Annotated in this window: 21 protein-coding genes; 8 read left to right on the top strand and 13 right to left on the bottom strand. The window is 43.7% G+C overall.

The features are described 5' to 3' along the window. Positions 1–126: 126 nt before the first annotated feature. Positions 127–771 (bottom strand): ParA family protein, encoded by a 645-nt coding sequence (locus tag B9T38_RS05430; RefSeq protein ID WP_086195815.1) that lies wholly within the window; start codon positions 769–771, stop codon positions 127–129. 120 nt (positions 772–891) lie between these two features. Here B9T38_RS05430 and B9T38_RS05425 point away from each other — a divergent pair, with 120 nt between their 5' ends. Next, a complete protein-coding gene (locus tag B9T38_RS05425) occupies positions 892–1,359 on the top strand; it encodes a Holliday junction resolvase-like protein (protein WP_086195814.1) in 468 nt (155 codons plus the stop codon). Between the two features lie 33 nt (positions 1,360–1,392). On the opposite strand, the gene B9T38_RS05420 is transcribed toward B9T38_RS05425, so the two are convergent. Further along, entirely contained in the window at positions 1,393–2,013 is a 621-nt protein-coding gene (locus B9T38_RS05420) for a class I SAM-dependent methyltransferase (protein ID WP_086195813.1), read from the bottom strand. 173 nt (positions 2,014–2,186) lie between these two features. Between B9T38_RS05420 and B9T38_RS05415 the strand changes: the two genes are divergently transcribed. Further along, positions 2,187–2,747 (top strand): hypothetical protein, encoded by a 561-nt coding sequence (locus tag B9T38_RS05415; protein WP_086195812.1) that lies wholly within the window; start codon positions 2,187–2,189, stop codon positions 2,745–2,747. Positions 2,748–2,848: 101 nt separating this feature from the next. Further along, positions 2,849–3,193, top strand: a complete 345-nt coding sequence (locus tag B9T38_RS05410; protein WP_240921589.1) for a protease inhibitor I42 family protein — start codon at positions 2,849–2,851, stop codon at positions 3,191–3,193. A 126-nt stretch (positions 3,194–3,319) separates the two neighbouring features. Here the strand turns inward: B9T38_RS05410 and B9T38_RS05405 are convergent, their stop codons facing one another. After that, positions 3,320–3,652: a HopJ type III effector protein gene (locus tag B9T38_RS05405; protein WP_086195810.1), complete on the bottom strand. Its 333-nt coding sequence runs from the start codon at positions 3,650–3,652 to the stop codon at positions 3,320–3,322. A gap of 153 nt (positions 3,653–3,805) precedes the next feature. Here B9T38_RS05405 and crcB point away from each other — a divergent pair, with 153 nt between their 5' ends. Further along, positions 3,806–4,186 carry a fluoride efflux transporter CrcB gene (crcB, locus tag B9T38_RS05400; RefSeq protein WP_086195809.1) on the top strand — a complete coding sequence of 127 codons (381 nt, stop codon included), beginning with the start codon at positions 3,806–3,808 and terminating at the stop codon, positions 4,184–4,186. A 108-nt stretch (positions 4,187–4,294) separates the two neighbouring features. Here crcB and B9T38_RS05395 read toward each other — a convergent pair whose 3' ends face one another. The 4 genes from B9T38_RS05395 to B9T38_RS05380 form a co-directional block, all read right to left on the bottom strand. Next, entirely contained in the window at positions 4,295–4,549 is a 255-nt protein-coding gene (locus tag B9T38_RS05395; protein ID WP_086195808.1) for a type B 50S ribosomal protein L31, read from the bottom strand. A gap of 107 nt (positions 4,550–4,656) precedes the next feature. Beyond that, a complete protein-coding gene (locus tag B9T38_RS05390) occupies positions 4,657–5,955 on the bottom strand; it encodes an ABC1 kinase family protein (RefSeq protein WP_086195807.1) in 1,299 nt (432 codons plus the stop codon). A 224-nt stretch (positions 5,956–6,179) separates the two neighbouring features. Further along, on the bottom strand, positions 6,180–7,535 hold the full coding sequence (locus B9T38_RS05385) for an MATE family efflux transporter (protein ID WP_086195806.1): 1,356 nt from the start codon (positions 7,533–7,535) through the stop codon (positions 6,180–6,182). Between the two features lie 36 nt (positions 7,536–7,571). After that, entirely contained in the window at positions 7,572–8,033 is a 462-nt protein-coding gene (locus B9T38_RS05380; protein ID WP_086195916.1) for a DMT family transporter, read from the bottom strand. Between the two features lie 124 nt (positions 8,034–8,157). Here B9T38_RS05380 and hemW point away from each other — a divergent pair, with 124 nt between their 5' ends. Beyond that, positions 8,158–9,312, top strand: a complete 1,155-nt coding sequence (gene hemW / locus B9T38_RS05375; RefSeq protein WP_086195805.1) for a radical SAM family heme chaperone HemW — start codon at positions 8,158–8,160, stop codon at positions 9,310–9,312. Positions 9,313–9,492: 180 nt separating this feature from the next. On the opposite strand, the gene B9T38_RS05370 is transcribed toward hemW, so the two are convergent. Continuing rightward, positions 9,493–9,702 carry a cold-shock protein gene (locus B9T38_RS05370; protein ID WP_086195804.1) on the bottom strand — a complete coding sequence of 70 codons (210 nt, stop codon included), beginning with the start codon at positions 9,700–9,702 and terminating at the stop codon, positions 9,493–9,495. Between the two features lie 1,025 nt (positions 9,703–10,727). After that, positions 10,728–12,551, bottom strand: coding sequence for an acyl-CoA dehydrogenase C-terminal domain-containing protein (locus B9T38_RS05365; protein ID WP_086195803.1), 1,824 nt, complete (start codon positions 12,549–12,551; stop codon positions 10,728–10,730). 226 nt (positions 12,552–12,777) lie between these two features. On the opposite strand from B9T38_RS05365, the gene B9T38_RS05360 reads away from it, so the two are divergent. Then, on the top strand, positions 12,778–15,144 hold the full coding sequence (locus tag B9T38_RS05360; RefSeq protein ID WP_086195802.1) for a hypothetical protein: 2,367 nt from the start codon (positions 12,778–12,780) through the stop codon (positions 15,142–15,144). A 59-nt stretch (positions 15,145–15,203) separates the two neighbouring features. On the opposite strand, the gene aroE is transcribed toward B9T38_RS05360, so the two are convergent. From aroE to hemF, 3 genes are all read right to left on the bottom strand, one after another. After that, entirely contained in the window at positions 15,204–15,992 is a 789-nt protein-coding gene (aroE, locus tag B9T38_RS05355; RefSeq protein ID WP_086195915.1) for a shikimate dehydrogenase, read from the bottom strand. A 133-nt stretch (positions 15,993–16,125) separates the two neighbouring features. Next, entirely contained in the window at positions 16,126–16,332 is a 207-nt protein-coding gene (locus tag B9T38_RS05350; RefSeq protein WP_086195801.1) for a hypothetical protein, read from the bottom strand. A gap of 250 nt (positions 16,333–16,582) precedes the next feature. Further along, entirely contained in the window at positions 16,583–17,527 is a 945-nt protein-coding gene (gene hemF / locus B9T38_RS05345; protein ID WP_086195800.1) for an oxygen-dependent coproporphyrinogen oxidase, read from the bottom strand. 273 nt (positions 17,528–17,800) lie between these two features. Between hemF and hemN the strand changes: the two genes are divergently transcribed. Beyond that, positions 17,801–19,165, top strand: coding sequence for an oxygen-independent coproporphyrinogen III oxidase (hemN, locus tag B9T38_RS05340; protein WP_086195799.1), 1,365 nt, complete (start codon positions 17,801–17,803; stop codon positions 19,163–19,165). A 129-nt stretch (positions 19,166–19,294) separates the two neighbouring features. On the opposite strand, the gene ribA is transcribed toward hemN, so the two are convergent. After that, positions 19,295–19,897: a GTP cyclohydrolase II gene (gene ribA, locus B9T38_RS05335; RefSeq protein ID WP_086195798.1), complete on the bottom strand. Its 603-nt coding sequence runs from the start codon at positions 19,895–19,897 to the stop codon at positions 19,295–19,297. Positions 19,898–20,207: 310 nt separating this feature from the next. Here ribA and dxs point away from each other — a divergent pair, with 310 nt between their 5' ends. Beyond that, positions 20,208–22,115: a 1-deoxy-D-xylulose-5-phosphate synthase gene (gene dxs / locus B9T38_RS05330; protein ID WP_086195797.1), complete on the top strand. Its 1,908-nt coding sequence runs from the start codon at positions 20,208–20,210 to the stop codon at positions 22,113–22,115. Positions 22,116–22,154: the final 39 nt, after the last annotated feature.

Genomic DNA, 22,154 nt, shown 5'->3' with positions numbered 1-22,154 from the left:
ACTTCCTAAGTTCGGAGTTCATCTTAACCGAAAAAAAAGCTCCCGAGAACGAGAGCTGGGTAAGTTGTGATGAATATTTATTGCACATTTCTAGGCAAAAGTTTGCGCTGTGTCTATTTAATGCGATTAAAACCAGGCGCTGGGATCATCAACAATTGCATTTAACAGCGGTTGCCATTGATCTTGCATAGCCCGATAGTTTTTTTGTGTTTTATCAAAAATACTCAGTCCCTGCATGGCAAGCTGGGCATAGGCAGCACGCTCGGAAATCCAGGCTACCGGCTGTTGTTCAATTTTTTGGAAAAAATCCTGAATATCTTTGGAACTGGCAGTGTTTGCTTTCATGCGGTTAGCCAACAGTAAAATCTGTACCTTCCCTTTGCGGATGCGTTTAATATCCTGTAAATGTTTCAGGAAACGGCGCGTACTATCAATATCAAAGAAAGACGGCTGCAATGGGGTAATAATGGCATGTGCTTCACTGATTAATTGTTCGGCATGCTCGCCAGATAAGGCTCCTGGTGCATCAATAATCAGATATTCGATATTTTTAGGTACATCGCCAATTGATTTTTCCTGACGCCAGTCCAGACTTTGAATAGGAGCCGCCTCTGGCGGTCGTTGTTTTAACCATTGCAAAGCTGATTTTTGATTATCGGCATCGGCAAGTGCGACTTTATACCCCTTTTGTGCCAAAGCGGCAGCCAGATTAATTGCAGTAACGGTTTTACCGCATCCACCTTTTTGATTGGCAATTAAGATAGTTTTCATAACCCTGATGATTTTATTCTGCTCAGTCCTAGCATATCATTGTTTGATGCAGTGAATATGACTCGGGACAAAAGTCTTAAGGTATAAGTAGCGGTAATTTTTTGAAATTAAGGAATAATAATGTCCATTTGGATGGCAATGCTGATTGGGGCGTGTATAGGTGTGGTGCTCACCACCATGATTTTAAGCAATACTCGGAATGGACGCATTAAAGCAGAGTATGAACAGTACATTGCGGAACTGGAGCTGGAGCATCAGCAGGCTTTGGCGCATGCGCAAAAACGCAGTGTAAATACCAGTCGTGCAGTGCTAAAAGGCAAGATGGCAGAGCAGCTGGCGCCGATTATGCCCCAGTTTCAATATTTACCCAGTGATGCCAAATTTTTGGGTGATCCGGTCGATTATGTAGTGTTTGATGGTTATACCGACCTGCGTGATGGCGAAGGAAGTCCTGATGATATTGAGGTGGTGCTGATTGATATTAAAAGCGGCGGTGCACGCCTGACTAAAGGTCAACAGGCGATTGCCCAGGCCATACGGGAAGGGCGGGTACGTTTTGAAACAGTACGTATCGATTTTGAAGATTAAAATGGTGATGTGAGCCCGCCATTCAATTTAAGATCATTGTTTCTGAGCGCGTGCAAACAGCATGCGCTGTGCAAGGCTTGGAATACCGGCTGCATCCAGATAATATTTTTCTTTAAAGCTGAAATCTGCATCCAGCAAGGCCTGTTCAATATTGCGGTTGAGATGACAGCCATCGGCAAGGCGTTTTTGAATGGGTGTCAGCAGGTTTTGCAGATGTTGCAGTGTCGGGTGGTCAGACAGTACATGTTCGACCAGATGCAAGGTTCCGCCAGGCTTGAGTACGCGATGTAATTCTGCCAAGGCCTGACCTAGATGTTCAATACTGCAGAGTGTCCAGGTACTGATGATATGGTCGATGCTATTGTCGGCAAAAGGCAGCTTTTCTGCACCGGCCTGAACATGCTGCACATGAATGGCACTTTCGTGCACACGTTTAATCGCCAGCTGATAAATATCGGCATTCGGTTCCAGTGCGTAGAGCGTATCGACATTTTGATAAAAAGGCAGATTGATCCCGCTACCAAAGCCAATTTCCAGCACTTCGCCTGTAATGGGTAATAGCAGTTCGCGACGCTGATCCATCAGGCTGGGTGTTTGCATCACTTGATTGAGCAAATGCGGAAAAATGTGTTGCTGGTAAAATTTATAAATCATTGTCACTTAATTTTTCTTTCTTTATATCATTTTAGTTTAACCAATCTTCAGCTCAGAAAATAAGACAAAAAAGTGACTTAATATATCTCTATTGTTACCAAGTCCATATATTTCTTTAAGTTTACTCATTTAAAATTAAATTAGAAATCAAGAAATATGTTAGGGGCATAAAGATGATCAGGTCAATATTATTCAGTACTTTACTTGCTGCCAGCATGTTGCAAATGAGTGCCAGTGCTTCTGTCGATTATAATATTGCGAAGGGCTTGGCTCCGCTGGCAAAAGACCAGTCAATCAAAAAACTGCAATCGTTTAAAGGCGATTTTCGCATTCTAGGTTCGAAAATTTATACCAGTGATGAACAGGCCAAGTTTTCACCGATTGATTATGCCGTGAGCTGGGGGTTGTTTGCCGAGCCTGAAATTGCACGACATATCTCGGTCAATCAGTATGACCGTTATTTAAACTGGAAGATTGATCGCCTGCCAGTGCCTGCCGAACAAGCTATGCAAATGGTCTCGAATATGCACATCATTCCTGCCAACCCTCAAATTGCCAAACAGATTAAACATGTGAAACGCGGTGATCTAGTGCGGCTAAAAGGCGAGCTGGTGGAAATTAAAGATAAAGATTTGGTTTGGACTTCATCTTTAGTCCCGACAGATACTGGAGATGGTGCCTGTGAGTTATTCCGTGTCAGTTCAATTGAATGGATTGAACGGGTGAAAGGCTAACCGTTTTTTTATAACAAGATGATGAAAAGATTAAATTTATGAAATCTTTAGTACTTAGTTTTGCTGTAATACTGGGGTTCAGCATGGTGGGGTGTAGCAGTATGAGTCCAACGTTAGATGGAAAAACCCATAGTTACTCATTAGACAGTCAATGCCCGGCTTTGCTGGAAATGAAAGTAGGACAAACTCTGGAACTTACTGTGCCAGAAAATCCGACTACAGGTTATATCTGGCAAGTGGCCGAGCCGCAGAGCATCTTAAAAGTTGAAGAAATTTATCGGCAAGATCAAGTGAAAAGCAAGCAACCGATACTGGGTGTAGGTGGGCAAAAACAGTTTATATTTACTGCACTGCAACCGGGTGAAGCATGGATTCACGTGAAACATAGCCGTGCGTGGGAACAAAATCCGGTAGATGAGTGGCGTTGTCGGGTCAGAATTTCCTGATTTAATTTTCTAGATTACTTTGTGAAAAGGGATATTTATTGATTTTTTAAATCCCTCCCGACCTCCCTTTTTTCTAAGGGAGGAGAAAAGCCCTCTTTAATCAAGAGGGCTTTTTATAAAGAAAACTTATTTTGCTGTTAAAGCTTGCCCGTCAAACTGAATACCATCCCAGCCATTTTGCATAAACTGGCGAATGTTCTGGTGGTCTGTGGCTTCAGGAGTCGCTAATACCGCTGCATAGTGTTCAGCAAACAGGCTTAAAGTCTGTGCCTGATCTAGACCATTGAGTTGGGCAAAAGAAAATACTTTGGCACTGCCTTGGTTTTCCGTTGCAGCATTGGCCTGTTTGCCATTTTGAAACGCTGTAGGGCTATGCTGATAACGTGCATCAATATATGCAATCACGTCTGCAAATTTGATTTCACCTGCCTGAAGCTGTGCCAATAAATCCTGAGCCATAATTTCCTCAATTCATAGAAAAAAGTTTAAAAACCGCGTGACTATAACAATTTTCACGGCATCATTTCATTACTATTTCAACGCATTTGTACGCTATAGTGAACAAAAGATTTATATCATCTCGATCTTTAACTCAATCACATTGGAACAGATATGAATTGGCTACTGGTAGCTTTAGGGGGAGCAGTCGGCGCAAGTTTGCGTTATGGTGCAGGGGTATTTTTATTTAAACCAAGCAGCGGATTTCCATGGACGACATGGTGGATCAATATCTTTGGCTGTCTGCTTGCCGGTATTTTCTTTGCTTATAGCCAGAAATTTCCTGTTTTGCAAAATGAAGCACGTCTGTTTCTGATGGTCGGCATTTTAGGCGGCTTTACCACTTTTTCCAGTTTTGGTTTAGAAACTTTTCAACTGCTCAAGCATGGACAAATTGTACTGGCTTTAGGCTATGCCATTTCCAGTGTGATTACAGGAATTATTGTGTTGGCGCTCGGTTTTTACCTGTTCCAAGGCTTATTACAGAGTCGATAACAGCTCAAAATTTTTGTCATATCAGAAAAAAAGAAGCCCAAGCTGGAGGATATGGCTTGGGCTTTTCAAGTCTTAAGATTAACCTTTAAATCTTAAAACAGTATGAATTTAATGTGAGCATTTGAAACGTGCGAAACGTTTATTAAAGCTGGCTACACGGCCTTCATTGCTGGTTTGACGTTGTTCACCGGTATAAAACGGATGTGAGGCACTGGAAATATCCAGAGTCACATAAGGATAAGTCTGGCCTTCATATTCACGGGTCTGGGTCGGTTTTAACGTGCTGCCAATAACAAAATAGACATCTGCATTGGTATCGTGGAACAGTACCTGTTGATAGTCGGGGTGGATATCTGGACGCATACATTTCTCCATCGTATATTTTAAATTTAAAGAAATGTTATAACATAACAATTATCGAGTCAAATAAAACCCGGGCACTATGGGTGAACCGGGTGGGTGTGGCTTGATCAGACTCGAGGTGGCACCAGCTCCTCAAATAAATCATTCAGGTTATCATTCACTTTTAAATGAATTAAATTCCAGTAATGTCCGGAAACCGTGCGGTTAACCATTAAGGTATCCGGTGAAGGCTTAAACACATCCCAATATTTTAATGATGGTTTTAGCAGTTCGACGCCATCATGATGGGCAGAGTTTTCGGCAAAATCGTAATGGGTGATCAGCGGACGCATCAACACTTCCAGCCACTGGCGATATAGATCTTCAGGAAACTTGCCTTGCGTGGTGATGGAATGCAGGTCATCCAGCTTCTGTTCCATTTCGGCAATATTGCCTTCGCGGGCGGCATTAATCAGGGTCTTGAAATTCGAGACAATTTCAGTAGACAGGGTTTTGACACCGCCATAGTCGTAAATAATCACCGTCCCATCTTCACGAAAGGCAAAGTTGCCCGGATGCGGGTCACAGTGGAAACGTTTCAGATAGAAAATTTCCTGACCAATGGCACGGAGCAGGCGGCGACCCAGTTCATTACGGGTGTCTTGAGACCAGGTACTGGCCGTTTCGATGCTTTCGCCCTGTTCCAGGCTTAAAGTCAGAATATGACGCGAAGAATAGTCGCTATAGACTTGAGGAATAATAATTTTATTGTCTAATGTTTGATGAAATGTACGTGCGACTTCTAAGTTTTGCGCCTCAATCTCATAGTTCAGCTCATTATCCAGACTGTCCTGAATTTCCTTAAACAGCTGATCTTGCAACTTGCGGTCAATTTTCAGTACACCCATTAAGCGCAAGGCCAGACGCACCTGTTTCAGGTCACTTTCACAGGCTTCATCCACGCCCGGATATTGTACTTTGACCACCACCTGCTGACCGTTCGGCAAGATGGCTTTATGTACCTGCCCAATAGAGGCCGCAGCAAAAGGCTGTTCATCAAAACTTTTAAAGATTTTCAGGAGCGGTTTACCCAGTTCTTTTTCAACTTGTGCTTTAATTTCAGCAAAAGGCATGGCTGGAGCCTGACGCTGTAACTTGCTAATGGCACGGGCCACTTCTGGTGGGAAGATGTCTTTGTATTGTGAAGCAATTTGCCCCACTTTCATCACCGCACCTTTCATTTCGCCCAGCGTATCGGCAATCTGCAGTCCGATATCCTGAAAAAGTTTAGTGCGCGAAGCATTTTTTTGTTCTTCATCGGCATTAAAATTTTTAATCGAGTTTGATACGGTTTTAGTTGCAATACTCGCCGTCATACTGGCAAGTTTCATAAAGCGACGACCGGGGGTCCTAGCCGTTTTTGCCATGCGATATTCCTCAGCATCATCATAGATGGGTTTTAATGATCATAGGCGTTAAACAGGATATTGCCTACTTGAAATTGTTAAAAGCTGCATTTTCACAGTGAGATTATCAAAAAAAAGAACGTTTTTGAGTGGCTAAATAACTGAAATATTGTGGGTTATTTCCCTATCTATGCTGTATTGATCTCATCCCTTTTCCCATGAAAAGGGATGAGTCTATGTAATTTTTAAGGCATTTTCAGGCGATGGTTGATTTTGTATAAACGGGTTAATAAGAGTACACAGGCCACGGTTAAACCGACAATCAAACCGACCCAGACACCAGCGGCTTGCATTTCGGTAAAACGCGCTAGATAAACCCCGACCGGGAAGGCGATGACCCAATAGGCAATCATGGTAATCCACATTGGGCCTTTGGTGTCCTGCATGCCGCGCAGGCAACCTGCGGCACTGACTTGCCAGGCATCCATCAGCTGATAGGCCATGGCAAACAGCAGCAGATATAGCGCGACCTGAGTGACCTCGTAATCCGAGGTGTAAATTGACACAATTTCTGGCCGGAAAAACCAGATCAGTGCCATGGTAGCGAAAGCAAAAACAGTGCCGGTGGCTAGACCCAGATATTGTACCTTATGCATCGCCAGCCAGTTTTTTTCCCCATAATAAGTGCCCACACGAATGGTCAGCGCAATGGCCAGTGACATTGGAATCATAAATAATTGTGAGGTCACGGACATGGCAATCTGATGCGCGGCCACCAAGGTTTCGCCCAAGGGGCTGAGCACAATCGCAGCCGTGCTGAACAGGCTCACTTCAAAAAAGATGGCCAGGCCAATCGGGAAACCAAGTCTTAAAATACGCTTGATCCAGTCCGGATTGATTTTTTCAAATGCGGCAAAGGGCTGTGTTTTTTTGTAGGCCGAAGCTTTTAATACATAGGTTGCGAGTGCAATAAACATCAGCCATTGCAAAATCGCCGTGGCAAAACCACAACCGGCTGAACCTAATTCCGGAATTGGTCCCCAGCCATACATGAAAATAAAGTTAAGCGGAACCAGAACAATTAATGCAATCAGGCTAATCGCCGTCACGGGACGTGGATGACCCAGCGCTTCCGAATAGCCACGCAGCGCTGCATACATAGTCACAGCGGGCATACCTAGACCAATAGCATGCAGGAACAAACTGGCTTTGGGCAGCAAGACTTCTGGTACGCCTAAAACAGGCAATAAAAATGGCATGATCTGTAAAATCAGTGCAGCGATGATGCCCAGAATCAGCGCGATCCACAGCGACTGCCGTGCAATACTGGCAATTTTTTCCGGCGTACGTGCGCCGTTGGCTTCTGCGACCAAAGGCGTGGTGGCAATCATGATGCCGCTAAACAGTAGCATGACCGGAATCCACAAACCTACCCCGACAGCAATTGCGGCAAGGTCCACTGGAGATAGATGTCCGGCCATAATGGTATCAATCAGTCCCAAACCGGCCTGGGAAAATTGAGTGACCAGAATCGGAATCATCAAATGAAAGAGCTGTTTTAATTCATAACGGGTCGTTGTAACCGACGATACATGAGACACAAAAATTACTCATCATGTGCTTAGAATAATGAGGTGTTAGCGTTGTAAAGTGAGAAGCACACCAATAAAAATCACTACGCCACCTAACAGGCGTTGCCAGTTCACCGGTGTTTTTTCTGTTCCAAGTAAACCAAAATGATCCAAAAACATCGAAGTGACGAGTTGACCAAAAATAATTAAACCGGACAGGGTCAGAAAACCGAGTTTGGGCGCGGCATAAATACTGAGGCTAATGGCATACACCCCCAGAAATCCGCCCAACCATAAATACCATGGCAGTTGCGCAAACGTGGCAAAACCCGGTTTTTCTACCGGCTGAAAAAACACCAATATGGCCAGCAGTATTGTACCAACCAGAAAAGATAAAAGGGCGGCTTGTAAAGGCGAATTTAAATATTCTCTCAACTGGCTGTTGATAGCCGTTTGAAAAGTAAGCGCGATACCAATCCCCAGTGTCAGCGGGATGAATAACAATAACTGAGCAGATATTTTCATCATTTTGATCATCTAATTATTGTTGGCTTTTAACAGTTTACAAGAGACAAGATAAGATTTCAGCAGTGTCTTGATAGAGTCATGTTAAAATGCAAATCTTCCTGTTTTCTTGTTTTGAGCTTGTTCCTTGGCTGAATTAAATCCTGCACTGGTTCCTTTATCTTTATACATTCATATGCCGTGGTGTGTGCGTAAGTGTCCGTATTGTGACTTTAACTCGCATGCCGTACCGGATGGAAAACTGTCCTTAGATCTGGAACAGCAATATTTACAGGCTTTGGTCGAAGACTTTAAAACCCAGGTCGATTTTGCCCAGGGGCGTCAGATTCATAGCGTGTTTATTGGTGGAGGTACGCCGTCACTGATTTCTGCAAAGGGTTATCAATGGCTATTTAGCCAGTTAAAAAGCTTAATTCCTTTTGAAGATGGCTGTGAAATTACCCTGGAAGCCAATCCGGGAACAGTGGAGCATGACCCCTTTGCAGGTTATTTGGCAGCAGGGATTAACCGTCTTTCCATTGGTGTGCAGAGTTTTAATAGTAAGCAGCTGCAAAAATTAGGGCGTATTCACAGTAATGATGATGCGATCAATGCCATTCATTTGGCCCGTGAAGCAGGTTTTGAACGCATTAATGTCGACTTGATGCATGGTTTGCCGGAGCAGACGTTAGAACAGGCTTTGCTTGATTTAAGACTGGCTGTGGAAAATGGTGCCACGCATGTGTCGTGGTATCAACTGACCATTGAACCCAACACGGTATTTTTCCGTACCCAGCCGCTTTTACCCATTGAGGATGTACTGGATGATATTCAGGAACAGGGCGAAGCCTACCTAAAAGCCAATGGTTTTGTGAATTATGAAGTATCGGCCTGGCGTAAGGAAAAACCTTCTGCGCATAATTTAAATTACTGGCAGTTTGGCGATTATCTGGCGATTGGGGCAGGGGCACACGCTAAAGTGACGCGACCCGATGGCGTGTACCGTTTCCAGAAAACCCGTTTGCCCAAGGATTATCTGGCCAAAGTACCGGCAGAGCATTTGCAGTTTAAACGTATTGAAGATGAAGACATGCCGTTTGAATTTATGATGAATGCGCTACGGTTAAATCAGGGCGTGGCTGCCGAACTTTATGCCGAGCGTACAGGTTTGAATTTAGAAAATTTGCATGAGCTTTTAACTTCATTACGTTCACGTCAGTTGATGATTGAAGATCAAAACCGTTTGTCTTGTACAGAGCAGGGGCATGTGTTTTTAAATTCGGTGCTGGAAGAGTTTCTGTGACTTGCAATTAATCCCTCGATTGATGTCCTGATGCAATATAGAAGCCGTAGATATGGGCGATTGAATTTCCATTCAACTGCATAGGAGGCAGAGTGAAGTTTTCAGTTTTCTATGCAGCGTTGTCTGAACGCTAAAAACAAAAAAAGCACTATCAAAGTGCTTTTTTATCGATGTTACTTATTATAAAGCAACAATATTCACAGCATTCGGGCCTTTTTGACCTTGCGCAATACTGAATGATACATGCTGACCTTCAAACAATGTTTTAAAGCCAGAATTTGCAATTTCACTGAAATGAGCAAACACATCTGGACCAGATTCTTGTTGAATGAAACCGAAACCTTTAGTTTCGTTAAACCATTTTACTGTACCGTTAACTGTATTAGACATAATATAACCTATCGAATTTTAATAATTTTTAGCCATCTTAAATGACTGATAATAACTTTGAAAATAATAATGAATTGAGCTTAAGATCTGAAAAAAACGAAGGATTATGACTAAAACTGCGATACTTAAAGAAGATTTACTAAACAAGATTTTTTCTAGTTGAGTTAATCATACATGAAATAAATAAATATTCAAGTTTCTTATATGTATTATAATTTTTTTTTATAAAAATAAGCGTTAAATAAACCAGATATTAAATAAATTAAATTTATTCAATTACTTATTTTTAAAACCAAGATGCTTGTTTTTCTATTGATTGCTGGTTCTCGCTCAGCATTGTTTCCTGTTCTGCAGTAAGTTATGACAATAGGCAAGTGAAAAGAAACGTTTGCTACATATTGTGCAACCATATCCACATCTCAAAAGCGATTTAAACAGGGGCGATTTTCTGTAGGCGAAGGGTAATTAACTGAATGGGGGCAGAAAAGATATATTTACCTTCGTTGAACTGCGGGCATACGGCTACTTGCCCGCCGATGAAACAATATTTAAATCGAAGAGCCGAGGAGAATATTCAGGGAGGAAATAAACACCGGCATCAAGTTTACTCGATAGGGAAAACGCTTAGCTTTGTACGCTCTTACGTACATTGATTTAGGGATTTTGCGGATTGGAACCGCAGTTCTTTTTTCTTAAGATCAAGTCATACAGGAATAGGATATTCCGGAACAGAAAACAACAATAATACGTTCAAACACCAGGACTGTGAGGCAAGACAGGAGTCATGCTTAATCAACCCATACGAAAAACCCCGGCAGGATGCCGGGGTTTTTTCTTTGTCATTGCGTCATGCTCATCAGCTGTGCTGATGAGCACTATCTCATTTTTAGGGCTGGCTACCGCAACTTGCATACAATCAGTAACCCTCCGCAATGGCATTATTTGATATGAGTGCTTTTATGGAATATGGCTTGAAAAAAAAAGAGCACCGAAGTGCTCTTTTATTTTAACTTAAACTTTACAGCTTAGTAGTCAAAGCTAAAGTGTTCAGGTGCCAGTGAAGTCATGGTTTTCGACGGATTGACCATTGCTTCGGCATGACCTTGGGTACGTGGCAGCAGGCGTTCAAAGTAGAAATCTGCTGTTTTGATTTTTGCTTTGTAGAATTCAGGCACTTCCTGACCTTCACCAGCAGCCAGTTTTGCAGAAGCTACAGCTGCTTGTTGCGCCCAGAAATAAGCCATCATTACATAGCCAGAGAACATCAAGAAATCGACAGATGCAGATGAAACGATGTCGCGGTCTTTACGTGCCGCCAGCATAATACGAACGGTGAGAGCATTCCATTGTGCGCAAAGCTTGGTCAAGTCCCAGGCAAAACGGCGCATGTATTTGTTACGCGCATGCTGACCACAGAATTTCAGGATTTCAGCCGTGTAATCGCGAATCACTTTACCTCTAGAGGTTAACAGGACTTTACGGCCAATCAGGTCAAGTGCCTGCACACCGGTGGTACCCTCGTAAAGGGTAGAGATACGTGAGTCACGAACAATCTGTTCCATGCCCCATTCTTTGATGTAGCCATGACCGCCGTAGACTTGCATACCGTGGTTGGCAGCTTCAAAACCCAATTCAGTCAAGAAACCTTTCAGGATAGGGGTGTAGAAACCCAGGTGATCATCATGTGCTTCATAGGCTGCAGTATCACCCTGTATTAAGGCATCAGCCATTTTGTCGGCAATTTGCGCGGCGTAATAAATCATTGCACGACCGCCTTCAGCAATCGCTTTTTGAGTGAGCAGCATACGACGAACGTCAGCATGATGAATGATCGCATCAGCCACTTTTTCAGGGTCTTTCTTACCTGAAAGGGCACGCATCGACATACGCTCCTTGGCATAAGGAAGTGCGCCCTGAAATGACAGTTCAGCATGGGCAATGCCCTGGATCGCGGTACCGATACGCGCAGTGTTCATGAAAGTGAACATGGCATGCAAGCCTTTGTGTGGCTCGCCAATCAGGTAACCCGTTGCATTGTCAAAGTTTAAAACGGCGGTTGCAGAAGCGCGAATCCCCATTTTGTGTTCGATTGAACCGCAGCTGACTGGGTTGCGCTCACCCACTGTACCATCTGCATTGACCAGGAATTTTGGCACAATGAATAGCGAAATACCTTTGGTCCCGGCAGGTGCATCTGGAAGGCGGGCAAGAACAATGTGAATAATGTTTTCAGTTAAATCATGTTCACCGGCAGAGATAAAGATTTTAGTCCCTGAAATGGCATAGGTACCATCTGCCTTGGGTTCCGCCTTGGTTTTGACCTGGCCTAAGTCCGTACCACATTGTGGTTCGGTAAGACACATCGTACCTGACCATTCTCCTGTCACTAGGTTAGGCATATAGGTGTTTTTTTGTGCTTCAGTACCAAACTGAAGAATCGTGTTCATACAGCCGACACTTAAACCCGGATACATCTGGAAGGCCCAGTTCGCAGTACCCATCATTTCTGATTTGATCAGGTTTAAAGATTGCGGCAGGTTTTGACCGCCAAATTCTTCAGGGAAAGACAAACCTTGCCAGCCGCCTTGCACGAACTGGTCATAGGCTTCTTTAAAGCCTTTTGGGGTTTTAACTTCACCATTTTCAAAGTGACAGCCTTCTTCATCACCCGATTGGTTGAGTGGAGAAAGTACGTTTTCGCAGAAATCTGCCGCACCTTCAAGAATCATGTCTACAGTGTCAGCATCCGCTGCTTCACCATTTGAAAGCGTTTTGTAGTGTGCCGGGTAATCAAGCACTTCGTTCATTAAAAAACGAATATCATGCAAAGGGGCTTTATATGCTGGCATAGTCTTAATCCTAATTTAGAAATAGTTCTGGATTATCTGTATCGATACCTTGATTATTCACATTTATCATCAAAAAACATTGATAAGGATAGCGATTAAAAATGTCAGAAATGCGAATTATAAAATATGCTCGACCCAATAGTATCAACATCCTATTATGTTATATTGGGTTGTAATTCTGTAGCTTAGAACAGAATAAAGTATAATGAATATAAGGCGTTTACATGTGAAGGCACAACTAAAATATTTAACTTTTTGTCTTTGTAGTCTCAGTTTCGCAGGCTGTTCACAGCATGTCATAAAGACCAATCCGAATCAGGTGGCAACTGTAGAGCAAAGAGCGATTCATGGTCTAAATGCGATGTTTGAAACATCTAGTTATGATTTTCGGGGCAAGCTCAGTGTACAGTCTAGTCCGGACATAGGACGTCAAAAAGCACAGCAACAAGTCAATCCGGCGATAGCATTTGAACCGGCATTGAAAAAACGCTTAGATCAATATTTAAAAGCGCAAAATATCCGTTTAAACAGCACTGAAAAACAAAACCTGTATGCCGCTATGGCGAAACAGCAGCAAGCGCATGCGGACAGTTTTGCTTCAGAGGACAAGCTGAGTTCATTCAATATTTTTGCATTGAATTTACTCAATAATACGCAATTTGAATATGATGGTTCTGTGCATTATCGAGAAAAGACCGCTGCTTTAAACTTGGCAGCCCGTTATGAAAAGCCGACCTTGCTGGTGCAAATGAAAGTACCGATGGTGGTCGATTTTAAAGAATATAAATTTTATACCAATTATTTTTCTTTGATGCCGTATTTGGTGAATAAAGATGGTCAAAACAGCTTTGCCTATATTGATTTCTCGAAATATAAAGCTGATTTTGAACGGGTAAATGTAGCGAAGTTGGCTGATTATTTAAAAGCGGTAAATGCCTTGCCATATATTTTGGCTGATGCTAGACAAATCAAAAGCCTGCCACTGAGCGTTGCAGAGAAGAACGGTCAGTTGACTGAAAAAATACGTTTTAGCAGCACCTTGGAAGAACTGATGTTGCAAATGGCCCTGTTTGAACAGGTGAATGAGCCGTATTTAAAGCGCTCCGTGCTGGGCTATACCGCGGCTACTAAAGTGAGCGATGCCGGGAGTGAAAAGCAGGCGGGAGAGGCTGTAACCCAGGCTGTGGAAGATACTGCTTCACTTGTGCAAGCGGGTAAAGCTGATGCTGTGGCTCAAGACGGCACAGCCTATAGTGCAACACTTGCCTTGCGTGAACTGGTCAGCGACAAACTTTATGGTTCAGCCGATTCACTGGTAGACGAAGAGGATGTAGCGCTAGAAACAGAAACGGATGATGAAAGCCCGACAGAACAAGACACTGCTGATGAAACTATTACTCTTACAGTAGACGACTGCCAGCGTATAATTGCTACGCCAAAAACAGCCCAAGTCGGTGATTTAACATACTGCGTTTCTGCTTATGAATTAGATGCTTTTAAGCGTGTTGAACCGGTACAGATCACGGCTTCGGTTGAAGCGAAGGACCGTTCGGTACACGAAAAATTAGCTTTGGTCTTTGCACCGTATGTTTCTGAACAGTTTATAGATGCAGCGCATTTTGCTGAGCTGTGGGCAACGCACCAGCCTGAAATTCGTCAGGTTCTGGCGGCAAGTTCGCCAGCTAAAAAGACCCCGATACAAATAGATGTCGGTTTAGATGCTCAGGGACGTGCGGCACAGGTCGATTATGCTGTGCAATTCCTTACTGAAAAGTACGGTAAAATTGATGTACAGGCCGATATGCGTGTATTTAATTATGGGCAAGCCAGCAAAATTGACCGCGCTGCATTGCGCGATGCCAAGTCGATTCAAGAAGTGAGCAAAGGTTCAATTTTAGAAAAATGGGTGAAAGATGTAGGGCGAACTCTGGAGCAGCCAGTTGCTGTGATCGAAGGAACTAAAGCCGAAGCACCCGCCTTAAGCTATGAGGATGAGTTGAATCTGTTGGCCGATAAAACCTATCAGCAAGCCCAGTCGTTCAGTCAAACCTACCAAACCTTATTTTTGCTCGATATGGCTGCAGAGCAAAGTGAGTGGGTGAAAAACCTTAGTCCGCAAACCTTGCAAGAAATGGCAGAGGTGTATGCCTACTGGTTTAGCGATGAACAGTATTATGATCCTAAAGGCAAAGAACTTCAGCGTATTAAGGCCTTACAGAAAAAGCATCATCTTGAGGATGACAGCCAATTCAACCGGGCTATAGGCAGCCATGTTAATACCTTGACTGAGCGTGCTGTAGGCGAAGGTAAGGTCGCTGCAGCTTGGCACCAAGCTGTGAAGCAGTATAAGCAGCCACAGCATATTTTTGCCCAGCAATACCTGAAAGCATACCGGGAGGAATATCCGGACAATGCCGCCGACTCGCGTGTGCTCAAAGAAACTGCGCAGATTTTGGGGCAAAGCTATATCGACAGCAAGCATGGAAAATTAAGTCAGAAAACGATTCAAGACCTGACCCTTCAACATGCTGAAGTTATTAATTATGAAATATATATGGAAGTGTATGAAAATATGCAGAAATATGTAAAATAAACAGGAAGATGGTTCAAAAGAACCTCAGATTATCCTGAGGTTCTTTTGATGGATGTTAGTTAAAGAAAGTCTTTTAATTCAGGTTTAATGCCGTTCCAGATATAAAAAGCTTCAATCGCCTGTCCAACCAGCATGCCATAACCTTCCGAGGTCGGAACACCGCGCGCTTTGGCTTGATCTAAAAAGCTGGATGGCTTGCCATAGGCCATTTCATAGGCATGCTCAAATTGTAAAGCTTCAGGTAAAACCAGGGCATCACCGGTTAAACTTGCCGAAGTTGCATTAATGACAATGTCAAAATGACCAGCCAGATCATTTAAAGAAGTGGCTTCAAGGGTGGCTTGCGGCACAGCAGGTCTTAAATCGGTAACCAGTTGTTCTGCACGGGCTAAAGTACGGTTGGCGATGACAATTTTTTTCGCACCCGCCTGTACCAAGGGGTAGATGACACCACGGGTTGCACCGCCCGCACCAATAATTAACAGCTCGCTATTGTCGAGTTTCCAATCTAGGGCCTTGATGGCATCGACCAGACCTTGACCATCGGTATTGTCGCCATACAGCTTGCCATCCTGCATCCATAGGGTATTGACTGCCTTGGCAATTTTGGCACGTTCGGTTAATACCGCGCAGGCCGAAAAAGCTTGCTCTTTGAAGGGCACGGTCACATTCATGCCCATACCGCCCTGAGCAAAAAACTCCTGGATATTGGCTGTAAAGCCATCCAGTGGAGCAAGGCGTTTGCTATAGCTCAGGTCAATGCCAGTTTTTTTGGCAAAAGCATGATGCAGTTCTGGAGAACGTGATTGTTCGATTGGATTGCCAATCACGGCAAATTGTTTGCTCATTTCACAAGGTCCATGTGCGGAAATGGCATTCAATATACGTGATTTTTCCTGCGGGCTAAAGCCACTACGGAAAGGAAAAATGACAAAGAAGAAAGAAGAGGGGAAATCGTTAAAGCGGTAAAGTTAAATCCTGTTAAGGATTACAAATTTCGCGAATGGTATCTTCCAGCCACATGGCTGCAGTAAAAAATAGGGCAAAACCTGCAAATACGGTAAAGCTAATCGACACGCTGTCTGCAAGGGTGTTGTGTGAAAGCAAGGTAATGGTGATAGAACACACAATCAGGGTTAAAATACACCAAAATAAAATCACCTTATTATTTAACATTGTGTTGAGCATCGTTTCTCCTTCAAGCATACTTTTTTGTATTTATCCATGTTGATTAAATCAGTATAGGTCATGAATATCATGATCCAGTCTAAACGATTTTTGTGACACACTCGTGTCTAGTGCTGTAAGGAAATATGTCGGTTTTTCTTATATTAAAGGCATAATTAACTATATTTATTAGTTCAAGTTATTGATTTTTTAAAAAGTTATTTCAGTGAAAAATCCCTTTTTCTGTAGTGAAAAAGGGATAAAAACTTTGTTATTTTTTAAGTTCGGTCAACCAGTCATGCGGTTTGAGATAATAGTCGGTTAAGCATTTTTCAGGCGAATTTTCCTCCCATTCTGGACGATACGACCAGGCTGCCAATGGGGGCATACTGACCAAAATCGATTCAATTCGACCACCGGTTTGCAGACCAAACAAAGTCCCCCGGTCATAGACCAGGTTATATTCGACATAACGGCCACGACGGTAAAGCTGGAAATCGCGCTGTGCTTCGCTATACGGTTTATCCTGATTGCGTTGAAAGATGGGAACAATCGCTTCCAGATAACCATTGCCGACGGCTTGAATGTATTGAAAGCAGGTTTCAAAATCCCACTGATTTAAATCATCAAAAAATAAGCCGCCAATACCACGCTGTTCGTCGCGATGTTTTAAATAGAAATAATCATCACACCATTTTTTGTGTTCCGCATACACCGTATCACCAAATGGTGCACATAGCTCATGCGCAGTTTGATGCCACGCCAAGACATCTTCATTATTTGGATAAAATGGTGTTAAGTCGAAACCGCCACCAAACCACCACACTGGATCCTGACCTTCTTTTTCGGCCACAAACAGGCGCACGTTGGCATGTGAAGTTGGCACATTGGGATTCTTCGGATGAATCACTAAAGACACACCCATAGCCTGGGCTTTAGCACCGGCAATTTGGGGATGGCGTTCTGTGGCAGAAGCGGGGAGTTTAGCAATGTTGATGTGAGAGAACATGACTCCGCCTTTTTCAATGACGCTGCCCTTTTGCAAGACCCGTGAACGGCCGCCACCGCCTTCAGGGCGCTGCCAGTCATCAATTTCGAATTGAGCTGTGCCGCCTCCTTGTTGTTCTTGTTGTTCAAGTGCCGAGCAAATACGGCTTTGCAGATCAAGCAGGAATTCGCGAACGCGTTGAATATCGGCAGATGTAGGATGCTGCATCAAAGCCCTCATAGCGGAAAAGAAAACTGAGATACATCAAAGCATAAATTGTATAAAAGAGTAAGGATTTTTATGCAGCATGTTTTTTATTGAAATAGATACCATCCATTTTATTGAGACTTTGATTCAAAGTGATCGCTGAAAAATATCCCGACTAGATCACTAGGTTGAATTCTATAAGCAAGCCCAGCAAAATGAGTTGAATATGTGATGCAAAATATGGGTTCGGTTATAAGTATAACCGGCTGTTGCAGTAGAGAGTGGATAGCAACGATGACGCGTTCTTTAATTCAAAAATATAATGTACCCGGACCCCGTTATACCAGTTATCCAACGGTGCCGTATTGGGAAGCCGAGCCATTTTCGCTTGATCTGTGGAAGCAGAGCTTAAAACGTTCATTTGATGAATCCAACTCAAGTGAAGGCATCAGTCTGTATATCCATCTGCCATTTTGTGAAAGCCTGTGTACCTTTTGCGGCTGCCATAAACGTGTCACGAAAAAGCATGAGATGGAACAGCCTTATATTCAGGCCGTGCTGAAAGAATGGGACTTGTATTGCCAGTTGCTGGTAACAAAGCCGAAAATTAAAGAAATTCATTTGGGCGGCGGCACACCGACCTTCTTTTCGGTTGAGCATTTACAACAGTTAATTCAGGGCATCTTGGCAAAGGCAGAGGTGGCTGCCGAGCATGAATTCAGTTTTGAAGGGCATCCTAACAATACCACCCGTGAACATCTGCAAGCCTTATATGATCTGGGCTTTCGTCGGGTCAGTTACGGAGTTCAGGACTACAATGAAACGGTGCAAAAAGCCATCCACCGGATGCAGCCTTTTGAACATGTACAGCGTGTCACGGAGTGGGCACGTGAAATTGGTTATACGTCCATTTCACATGATCTGGTTTTTGGTCTGCCTTTTCAGAGTTTGCAAGATGTGCTGAATACCATTGATCAAACCAATCGGTTAAGGCCGGACCGTTTGGCGTTTTATAGCTATGCGCATGTGCCCTGGATTAAGGGCAATGGCCAGCGTGGTTTTAAAGATGCCGATGTACCGAAAGATGAAATAAAACGCCAGTGCTATGAAGAAGGAAAAAATAAGCTACTGGCGCAAGGTTATCATGAAATTGGTATGGATCATTTTTCTCTAGAAAAAGACAGTATGTGCCAGTCCTTTAAACAGGGGACTTTACATCGTAATTTTATGGGCTATACCGCATCCAAAACCCAAGTGATGATTGGCCTGGGTATTTCTTCGATTAGCGACAGTTGGTACAGCTTTGCGCAAAATGAAAAAAAACTGGAAGACTACTATGCACGTCTGGAGCAAAATGAAATTCCGGTGGTCAAAGGCCATGTGCTGAGTACAGAAGACCTGATGATCCGTAAACATATCTTGAACTTGATGTGTACTTTTACTACATCTTGGGCATCGAAAGAGATGCAATTTCCTGAATTGCCCGAGGTTTTGCGGCAACTTGCAGAAATGCAGCAGGATCAGTTGTTACAGATTGATGAGCAGGGCATTACTGTGACTGAGCAAGGCAAGCCTTTTGTTCGTAATATTTGTATGGCTTTTGATTTGCGTTTAAAACGCCGCGTTCCGGAGAATCGCATTTTTTCGATGACGATTTGAATCTCCCCCTCTTGCGCAACAGTGTTGCTCATCTTTACCAAAGAGGGGGAAGCATCTCTTTCTTTTTTAAAGGTGAGGAGCACTGCTCCGCAAGGGAGGGATTTATTTAAAAAGAGGAGATGAGATGATTTAAAAATCGCCTTTCTTATACATATGCGCCATGCGTTCATGCTTGGTTTTTAGATATTCTGCATTGAAAGGATTCAAACCGACAGTTAGCGGCACACGGTCCACCACATCAATGCCCAGTTCTTGTAGTGCCTGAATCTTTGAAGGGTTATTGGTAATCAGTTTAACCTGCTTGACCTTTAAATGATCCAGCATGATGGTACACATGTCATAGTGTCGTGCATCCGCGGGCAAGTTCAGCATCAAGTTGGCATCAACCGTATCGTGTCCCTGATCTTGCAGGGCATAGGCACGAATCTTGTTGGTTAGTCCAATACCGCGACCTTCCTGACGTAAATACAGAATCACGCCTTGACCGGCTTCATTAATCAGTTTCTGGGTGGCTTGCAGTTGCGGGCCGCAATCGCATTTCAGTGAAGCAAAGGCATCACCGGTTAGGCACTCAGAATGTATTCTCACCAATACCGGCCCGACAGGCGGCATATCCAGACCTTTAGACAGTGCTACATGTTCTTCACCCGTTTTAGGATCTTGAAATACCGTGATTTTAAATTCACCAAAAGCGGTTGGTAATCTTGAAGTCGCGACAAATTCTATGGGCACTGCTTAACTCGTTAAATAGTTTATTAATTAGCTAAAGTATAGCTGAATGATTGGACATTAGTTGAATTGTAAAGATGAATTTATGCAGAAGATTTTCTTTTTTGTATAAAGCGAACGATAATGGTTGATAAATAGTAAGATTATTCAGGATAATCTCGCTCATGAACAAACACCCAGTGTAGAGATTTGCCTCTAAACTGCATCGCTAGAAATGTGGCTGATTTAAAGGTGATACAATTCGATCATTATGCTCGAATAAACCCATTGACCTAGCTTAGGATTTGCCAGGCTTTAGAAGGCTTCGCCATTTATGTTGTATACAGAAATACCGACTCACCGACCTGTAACTCCGTTGCTGAATGCGATTGATCATCCGCAACAATTACGATTGCTCGAGCGCAGCCAATTAGAACAAGTGGCAGATGAGTTACGTCAGTACATTTTGTATGCAGCAGGACAAAGCGGTGGACACTTTGGTGCTAACCTGGGGGTGATCGAACTCACTGTGGCTTTGCACTATTGTTTTAATACGCCGCATGACCGTCTGATCTGGGATGTGGGGCATCAGGCCTATCCGCATAAAGCCTTGACCGGTCGCCGTGAACAGTTGACCACCATTCGTGCCAAAGACGGTTTGGCTGCCTTCCCGGCGCGTGAAGAATCGATATTCGATACTTTTGGCGTGGGGCATTCTTCAACAGCCATTTCTGCGGGATTGGGCATGGCACTGGCACGCCGTTATCAGAACGATCCGTGTGAAGTGGTGTCGATCATTGGCGATGGTGCCATGACCGCAGGGATGGCCTTTGAAGCCATGAATGATGCCGTTGCACATAATGCAGATTTAATCGTGGTACTGAATGACAATGACATGTCCATTTCATGCAGTACCGGTGGATTTGCCAAACATCTGGCAGCCATCTGGGAACGTGGCGAATTTGTTAATGTTTCGGATGAAGGTGAAGCCTATGTGCAGCCGCATCCAGCATGGACTTATAATTCACGTCTGCACAGTGCGGCAACAGATGCGGCAGATAACCTGTTTAAAGCCATTGGTTTTGATTATTTTGGCCCATTTGACGGCCATGATGTCAATCAATTGGTACAGGTATTTAATGCCCTAAAAAAACGTAAAGGTCCGCGTTTAATTCATGTCTATACCAAAAAAGGTAAGGGTTTTGCACCAGCAGAAGCCGACCAGATTAAATACCATGCCATCAGCAAATTAAATACCGCATCTTCAAGCAATGCAGCACCGAAATATTCCGATGTGTTCGGACAATGGCTCTGTGATGAAGCTACCCAAGATCAGCGATTGCTGGCGATTACGCCGGCTATGTGTGAAGGTTCGGGCATGGTGCAGTTTGCCAAACAGTTCCCGGAACGCTTTTTTGATGTGGCGATTGCCGAACAGCATGCCGTGACCCTGGCAGCAGGGATGGCCTGTGAGGGTTTAAAACCAGTCGTAGCGATTTATTCTACTTTTCTGCAACGCGGTTATGACCAGCTGATTCATGATGTGGCCTTGCAAAATCTGGATGTCACTTTTGGCATCGACCGTGCCGGGCTAGTGGGTGAAGATGGTCCAACCCATGCCGGTGCTTATGACTATGCCTTTATGCGTACCGTACCCAATATAGTCATTATGGCGCCTAAAGATGAAAATGAATGTCGTCAGATGCTGCATACTGCTTATTTATATAATGGTCCAGCGGCGGTACGTTACCCGCGTGGCAATGGTGTAGGGGTTGAAATTCAGCAACAAATGACGGCTTTGGAGATTGGTAAAGCAGAAATTGTGGCCAGTTTTAATGAATCTCAAGAAGACCAGATCAGCATTCTGGCATTCGGTAGCCGTGTCAGTGTAGCGGTAGAAGCAGCACAAACACTCGCTGCTAGCCATGAGGTGGGAGTGCGTGTGGTGAATATGCGCTTCGTTAAACCGCTGGATGAGCAGATTATTGAACAGTTGGCTGCGACAACCAGTCTATTTGTCACTGTTGAAGAACATGCCGTGATGGCAGGCGCAGGCAGTGCGGTAAACGAGTATTTGGCGCAGGCGCAAATTGTTAAACCAATCTTGAATTTGGGGCTGGCAGACATCTTCATGCATCAGGCTTCACATGCACAGATGCTGCAACAAGCCGGGCTAGATGCCAAAGGAATTGAAAAATCAGTTGAATTGGCCTGGTCAAAGCTTATGCAGTCGGTGTCCTGATCGATTTAAAAAATTTTAGAAACATTTTTCCCCTAAAAG

It is taken from the genome of Acinetobacter sp. ANC 4218, assembly GCF_002135245.1.
Taxonomy (GTDB): Bacteria; Pseudomonadota; Gammaproteobacteria; order Pseudomonadales; family Moraxellaceae; genus Acinetobacter.
This window is presented reverse-complemented; position numbering and strand designations above follow the sequence as displayed.

Bases quoted from the DNA above. Each gene is read 5' to 3' on its own strand.
- B9T38_RS05425 (WP_086195814.1), top strand. From the start codon at position 892: ATGTCCATTTGGATGGCAATGCTGATTGGGGCGTGTATAGGTGTGGTG.
- crcB (WP_086195809.1), top strand. From the start codon at position 3,806: ATGAATTGGCTACTGGTAGCTTTAGGGGGAGCAGTCGGCGCAAGTTTG.
- B9T38_RS05410 (WP_240921589.1), top strand. From the start codon at position 2,849: ATGAGTCCAACGTTAGATGGAAAAACCCATAGTTACTCATTAGACAGT.
- B9T38_RS05365 (WP_086195803.1), bottom strand. From the start codon at position 12,551: ATGCCAGCATATAAAGCCCCTTTGCATGATATTCGTTTTTTAATGAAC.
- B9T38_RS05370 (WP_086195804.1), bottom strand. From the start codon at position 9,702: ATGTCTAATACAGTTAACGGTACAGTAAAATGGTTTAACGAAACTAAA.
- hemF (WP_086195800.1), bottom strand. From the start codon at position 17,527: ATGCAGCATCCTACATCTGCCGATATTCAACGCGTTCGCGAATTCCTG.
- B9T38_RS05415 (WP_086195812.1), top strand. From the start codon at position 2,187: ATGATCAGGTCAATATTATTCAGTACTTTACTTGCTGCCAGCATGTTG.
- B9T38_RS05405 (WP_086195810.1), bottom strand. From the start codon at position 3,652: ATGGCTCAGGATTTATTGGCACAGCTTCAGGCAGGTGAAATCAAATTT.
- B9T38_RS05380 (WP_086195916.1), bottom strand. From the start codon at position 8,033: ATGATGAAAATATCTGCTCAGTTATTGTTATTCATCCCGCTGACACTG.
- aroE (WP_086195915.1), bottom strand. From the start codon at position 15,992: ATGAGCAAACAATTTGCCGTGATTGGCAATCCAATCGAACAATCACGT.
- B9T38_RS05390 (WP_086195807.1), bottom strand. From the start codon at position 5,955: ATGGCAAAAACGGCTAGGACCCCCGGTCGTCGCTTTATGAAACTTGCC.
- B9T38_RS05395 (WP_086195808.1), bottom strand. From the start codon at position 4,549: ATGCGTCCAGATATCCACCCCGACTATCAACAGGTACTGTTCCACGAT.
- hemN (WP_086195799.1), top strand. From the start codon at position 17,801: ATGACGCGTTCTTTAATTCAAAAATATAATGTACCCGGACCCCGTTAT.
- dxs (WP_086195797.1), top strand. From the start codon at position 20,208: ATGTTGTATACAGAAATACCGACTCACCGACCTGTAACTCCGTTGCTG.
- B9T38_RS05430 (WP_086195815.1), bottom strand. From the start codon at position 771: ATGAAAACTATCTTAATTGCCAATCAAAAAGGTGGATGCGGTAAAACC.
- B9T38_RS05420 (WP_086195813.1), bottom strand. From the start codon at position 2,013: ATGATTTATAAATTTTACCAGCAACACATTTTTCCGCATTTGCTCAAT.
- B9T38_RS05350 (WP_086195801.1), bottom strand. From the start codon at position 16,332: ATGCTCAACACAATGTTAAATAATAAGGTGATTTTATTTTGGTGTATT.